At 68.7% G+C, this 4,803-nt stretch carries 7 protein-coding genes; 4 read left to right on the forward strand and 3 right to left on the reverse strand.

Annotated elements, in window-relative coordinates:
• Positions 1–169 precede the first annotated feature (169 nt).
• A complete protein-coding gene (locus tag ACTHNQ_RS06595; protein ID WP_440332169.1) occupies positions 170–397 on the forward strand; it encodes a response regulator in 228 nt (75 codons plus the stop codon).
• Positions 387–1,034 (forward strand): CYTH domain-containing protein, encoded by a 648-nt coding sequence (locus tag ACTHNQ_RS06600; protein WP_440332171.1) that lies wholly within the window; start codon positions 387–389, stop codon positions 1,032–1,034. Before ACTHNQ_RS06595 ends, ACTHNQ_RS06600 begins: the two co-directional genes overlap by 11 nt.
• Positions 1,035–1,089: 55 nt before the next feature.
• Here the strand turns inward: ACTHNQ_RS06600 and lpdA are convergent, their stop codons facing one another.
• Entirely contained in the window at positions 1,090–2,487 is a 1,398-nt protein-coding gene (lpdA, locus tag ACTHNQ_RS06605; protein WP_440332173.1) for a dihydrolipoyl dehydrogenase, read from the reverse strand.
• Positions 2,488–2,496: 9 nt separating this feature from the next.
• Positions 2,497–3,147: a copper resistance CopC family protein gene (locus ACTHNQ_RS06610; protein WP_440332175.1), complete on the reverse strand. Its 651-nt coding sequence runs from the start codon at positions 3,145–3,147 to the stop codon at positions 2,497–2,499.
• Between the two features lie 106 nt (positions 3,148–3,253).
• On the opposite strand from ACTHNQ_RS06610, the gene ACTHNQ_RS06615 reads away from it, so the two are divergent.
• On the forward strand, positions 3,254–3,655 hold the full coding sequence (locus ACTHNQ_RS06615) for a hypothetical protein (protein ID WP_440332176.1): 402 nt from the start codon (positions 3,254–3,256) through the stop codon (positions 3,653–3,655).
• A gap of 42 nt (positions 3,656–3,697) precedes the next feature.
• Here the strand turns inward: ACTHNQ_RS06615 and ACTHNQ_RS06620 are convergent, their stop codons facing one another.
• Complete coding sequence (locus ACTHNQ_RS06620) at positions 3,698–4,045, reverse strand: hypothetical protein (protein WP_026305412.1); 348 nt, start codon at positions 4,043–4,045, stop codon at positions 3,698–3,700.
• Between the two features lie 200 nt (positions 4,046–4,245).
• Here ACTHNQ_RS06620 and ACTHNQ_RS06625 point away from each other — a divergent pair, with 200 nt between their 5' ends.
• Entirely contained in the window at positions 4,246–4,749 is a 504-nt protein-coding gene (locus ACTHNQ_RS06625; RefSeq protein WP_018170535.1) for an FHA domain-containing protein, read from the forward strand.
• Positions 4,750–4,803: the final 54 nt, after the last annotated feature.

Raw genomic sequence — 4,803 nt, forward strand, 5'->3', positions numbered from 1 at the left:
GTGGCCCGGCTCCACGACCAGCGCCAGTTGGAGGCGAGCCGGTCCAGGGGAGCGAGCGAGGCGGCGAGGACGGGACGGACGGTGAACGTTCGGATGGCCTTCACGCTCGCATTCTAGGGGGAGAAGCTGGAAGCGCTTGCACGGACCGGTTCGGGTCTACGCTGGCGTCATGGCCATCGCACGACTTCACGGCGGACCCCTCGACGGACAGATCATCCCGCTCGACCCCGCCATCGACGACTCGTACATCGTTCCCTACGGCGAGGGACAGCTCGTCTACCGCCGCGAAGGCGAGGACGCCAACACCGGCGAGGGGGACGGTCCCACCGAGACCCGCTTCGTCTACGTCGAGGCCACCGAAGACATCGACCCGAATCCCGACGGTCGTGACGACTGAGCCGGGCGGGCCGCACGCCCACCCGGCACGCTCGGTCGAGATCGAGCTGAAGTTCGACGTCGACGACGACACCCCGCTGCCCGACTGGTCGGGCCTGCCGGGGGTCGTCTCGGTCGGCGCGGCGGAGCCGCGTGACCTCGACGCCGTCTACCTGGACACCGCCGACCTGGCGCTCGCCCGCGCGGGCTATGCCGTGCGCCGGCGCACCGGCGGCCCCGACGAAGGCTGGCACATCAAGGGCCCGCGCGACGCCGAGGGCGGGCGCGTCGAGCTGCACTGGCCGCTCGGCCCGGCGGGGACTGTTCCGGATGCCGTCGCCGCCGCACTCGCGGCGGTCGCGGCATCCACCGACTACGTCCCGATCGCGCGCATCCGCAACCAGCGCGCCGCCTACGCACTGCAGGACGCCGACGGCGGGCTGGTCGCCGAGTTCGTCGACGACCACGTCGTCGCCACCGACGAACGCGACGGGAGGCAGCGCACGTGGCGCGAATGGGAGTTCGAGCTCGGGCCGGCAGCCCCCGCGTCAGCGCCCGATCGTGCCGCGCTGTTCGCGGCGGCCGAGCAGGCCGTGCGCGCCGCGGGCGGCCGCGAGGCGGCATCCGCATCGAAGCTCGCGCGGGCGCTCGGCGCCTGACGGACGACGAAGAACGCCCGGAGCCTGAGGCTCCGGGCGTTCTTCGTTGATCCGATCAGAGGTTGATCATGTGGCCGGCGAGGCCGTGGAAGGCCTCCTGCACGGCCTCCGACAGCGTCGGGTGCGTGTGGACGTTGCGGGCCGCTTCGAGCGCGGTGAGGTCCCACTTCTGCGCGAGGGTCAGCTCGGGCAGAAGCTCCGACACGTCCGGGCCGATCATGTGCGCGCCCAGCAGCTCCAGGTGCTCGCCGTCGGCGATGACCTTCACGAAGCCGATCGGCTCGCCCAGGCCGTTGGCCTTGCCGTTGGCCGAGAACGGGAACTTCGCGACCTTGACGTCGTAGCCGGCGTCGCGCGCCTGCTGCGCGGTGAGGCCGAACGACGCGACCTGCGGCGAGCAGAACGTCGCGCGGGGCATCATGCGGTAGTCGCCCAGCGTCTGGGTCTCGGCCTTGCCGATCGTCTCGGCGGCGACGACGCCCTGCGCCTCGGCCACGTGCGCGAGCTGCAGCTTCGCCGTCACGTCGCCGATCGCGTAGATGTGCGGCACGTTCGTGCGCATGTAGTCGTCGATGTCGATGGCGCCGCGCTCGGTGAGCTTCACGCCGGTGTTCTCCAGCCCGAAGCCCTCGACGTTCGGCGCGAAGCCGATCGACATGAGCACCTTGTCGGCGTCGATGGAACCGGCCGTGCCGTCCTTCGCCGTGTACGTGACGGTGACCTTGTCGCCGTTGTCGGTGACCGACTCGACCTTGGTCGAGGTGAGGATGTCGACGCCGTACGACTTGTACTGCTTCGCGATCTCTTTCGAGACGTCCGCGTCCTCGTTGGGCAGCGCGCGGTCGAGGAACTCGATGATCGTGACCTTGACGCCGTAGTTCGTGAGCACGAAGCCGAACTCCATGCCGATCGCGCCGGCGCCCACGATGACGATCGACTCGGGCAGGTCGCGGTCGAGGATCTGCTCCTCGTACGTCACGACGTTCTCGCTCAGCTGCACGCCCGGCAGCAGGCGCACCTTCGAGCCGGTCGAGATGATCGCGTTGTCGAAGGTGACGTCGTCGGTCGAGCCGTCGGCCTTCGTGACGCGGATCGCGTTGGGGCCGGTGAAGAAGCCCCGGCCCTCGTACTCGTCGACCTTGTTCTTCTTCATCAGGTAGTGGATGCCCTTGACGTGGCCGGCTGCCACGGTGCGGCTGCGGTCCCACGCGACCCCGAAGTCGAAGTGCACGTCACCCGAGATGCCGAAGAGCTCGGCCTTGTGGTGGAACTGGTGCGCGAGGTCGGCGTTCTTGAGCAGCGCCTTCGACGGGATGCAGCCCACGTTGAGGCAGACACCGCCCCAGTACTTCTCTTCGATGATCGCGACCTTGAGGCCGAGCTGAGAGGCACGGACGGCCGCGACGTACCCGCCGGGCCCCGCGCCGAGGATGGCGACGTCGTAGTGAGGCATGCTTCCAGCCTAGTGGTCGGCAGGGGAGTCGGAGCCGGGGCCGGAACCGTTCTGACGGGCCTGACGGCGGCGCGCAGACACGATCAGCGCCACGACGGCGCCGACGAGGATGGCGATCGCGAGCCACGTCAGCGGGTTCACCAAAAGAGTGGCGATCGGGTCGACCTCCATGTTGTCCTCGTCGACGAGGGTGGGCGTCGGCGACCCGGGCTCGGTCTCGACCGTCGCGCTCTCGGTGGGTGTCGGAGCGGGCTCGGCCGCGCCCTCGACGGTGAACGAGAATGCGTTCGACGTCGGGTGCCCGTCGCTCGACACGATCTTCCATGTCACAGTGACCACTCCCGACGCCTCGCCCGTGAGGGACTGCGTCACGGTGTTGTCCTGGACGACCGGGGATCCGTCTGTGAGGCTCTTGCCGGCGGCATCCTTCACCTCGATCACCGTTGCTCCCTCATCGTCGGCGACCTCTTCGCTGAACGTGAGGGTGACCTGCTGAGGCAGCTGCGCGACCGTACTGTCGACGGCCGGATCGGTGCCGACGAGCGCGTCGTGGGCGGCGGCGGGGGAGGCCGTGCCCAGCACCGCGAGAAATACCAGGGTCAGCGCCGCGATCAGCGCGGACAGTCGGGCTGTGCGGGGAATGTGAAGAGTTTGTGACATCACCCGATCGAGCCTAATCGGCCCTTCGATCCGGGACGGCCGAGGTCTAGCATGGCCGCAAGGCGGGGGATCTGCCCGCCGACCCGGCGACGGAAGGAAGCGGCGGATGGACGCGATGATGATGGGCGCCATGTCGAAGGACATGATGTCGATGCCCGGCATGCAGAGCATGGACATGGCGGTGATGCAGGCCTGTATGGACGCCTGCTCGGCCTGCGAGCAGGCATGCACGGTGTGCTCGACGCAGATGATGTCGTGCGCGACGGCCTGCATGAACTGCGCCGACATGTGCAACACCATGATGCGCTCGATGATGCGGATGCAGGGCATGACCCCCGCGGTCATGATGTCGATGCTCGACGCCTGCATCGCGATGTGCCAGATGACCATGGACGAGTGCATGGAGCACGCCGACCACAGCGAGGTCTGCAAGATGTGCGCTCAGTCGTGCAAGGCGTGCATGGACGCCTGCATGGCCGTCAAGGACATGATGATGGCGATGAGCTGAGGCTCGTCGCCTTTCTTTTCGGCTGTGCGGACGGGCGACGCCTCAGCCGCGCAGCACGTTGAAGCGCGCCGCGCCGATGGCAAGCACGTGATAGCGCTCGTGCAGCGCCACGGGAGTGCCCGGCGTCGCGGCTGCAGCCGCTCCCGTGCCGTTCCACAGTGCGATCTCTTCGCCCGCGAGCGTGCGGACGACCACGAAGCCCGAGCGCGCGTCCGCCTCGGCGACGATCGCATCGGCCCAGTCGGAGGGGGTCGCCGAGGCGAGCCGCGCCTGGATGAGATGAAGCGCGTGGCCCGGCGCGAACGAGGAGCAGGTGTCGCCGTGGTCGCACATGCACGCCGCACGCTCACGCACCTCGAGGGCGGGAATGCGGCTGTACGGGCTGGACACGGTGTGCTCCTTCTCTACGGATCGGTGCGATCGGTGAAGCCAGGCTAAGGCGGGCACCCGACCGCCGGCATCCCGCGCGAAACGAGGCGAAACATTGCGCGATCAGCGCCCCGCGACGAATGGATCGCGACCGGCAGGCGTTTTCGACCTCGTCCGCGGCCGAGACGATCGGATAGGCTGAACAGACAGAGGAGGACACCGTGGAGCACGACCGCCGACCCGATGAGGGCGACATCCGCCGCGCAGCCGGGGCCGACGCACACGATTCCGACCGTGCGGCCGACACGACGCAGACCTTCGGTCACGACTCCGACTTGTCGTTCGTGCCGTTCGGCAGCGAACTGGGCGAGGCCGAACTCGATGCCATCGACGCGCTGCCTTCGGGCGCCGCGCTGCTGCTCGTCCGTTCCGGACCGACGGCTGGTGCGCGCTACCTGCTCGATGCCGACGTCACCACCGTGGGGCGGCATCCCGAGGCCGACATCTTCTTCGACGACGTGACCGTGTCACGCCGTCACGCCGAGATCACCCGATCGGGCACGACATTCGACCTCGTCGACCAGCGCTCGCTCAACGGCACGTACGTCAACGGCGAACGCGTCGACCGCGCCACGCTCAGCAACGGCGCCGAGGTGCGGATCGGAAAGTTCCGGCTCAACTTCTTCGTCTCGCCGGCAGACCTCGCGCGGGCGGCGGACGCCTGATGCCCGCGGCCTCCGTCCGTGAAAACGCGACGTCCGCGGGTCTTCTCAGCATCG

This window comes from Microbacterium sp. (assembly GCF_051953575.1).
In the GTDB taxonomy this organism is placed as follows: domain Bacteria; phylum Actinomycetota; class Actinomycetes; order Actinomycetales; family Microbacteriaceae; genus Microbacterium.

What these genes read in the sequence shown, in the direction of transcription:
- ACTHNQ_RS06595 (WP_440332169.1), top strand. Translation starts at nt 170, where the DNA reads ATGGCCATCGCACGACTTCACGGCGGACCCCTCGACGGACAGATCATC.
- lpdA (WP_440332173.1), bottom strand. Translation starts at nt 2,487, where the DNA reads ATGCCTCACTACGACGTCGCCATCCTCGGCGCGGGGCCCGGCGGGTAC.
- ACTHNQ_RS06610 (WP_440332175.1), bottom strand. Translation starts at nt 3,147, where the DNA reads ATGTCACAAACTCTTCACATTCCCCGCACAGCCCGACTGTCCGCGCTG.
- ACTHNQ_RS06615 (WP_440332176.1), top strand. Translation starts at nt 3,254, where the DNA reads ATGGACGCGATGATGATGGGCGCCATGTCGAAGGACATGATGTCGATG.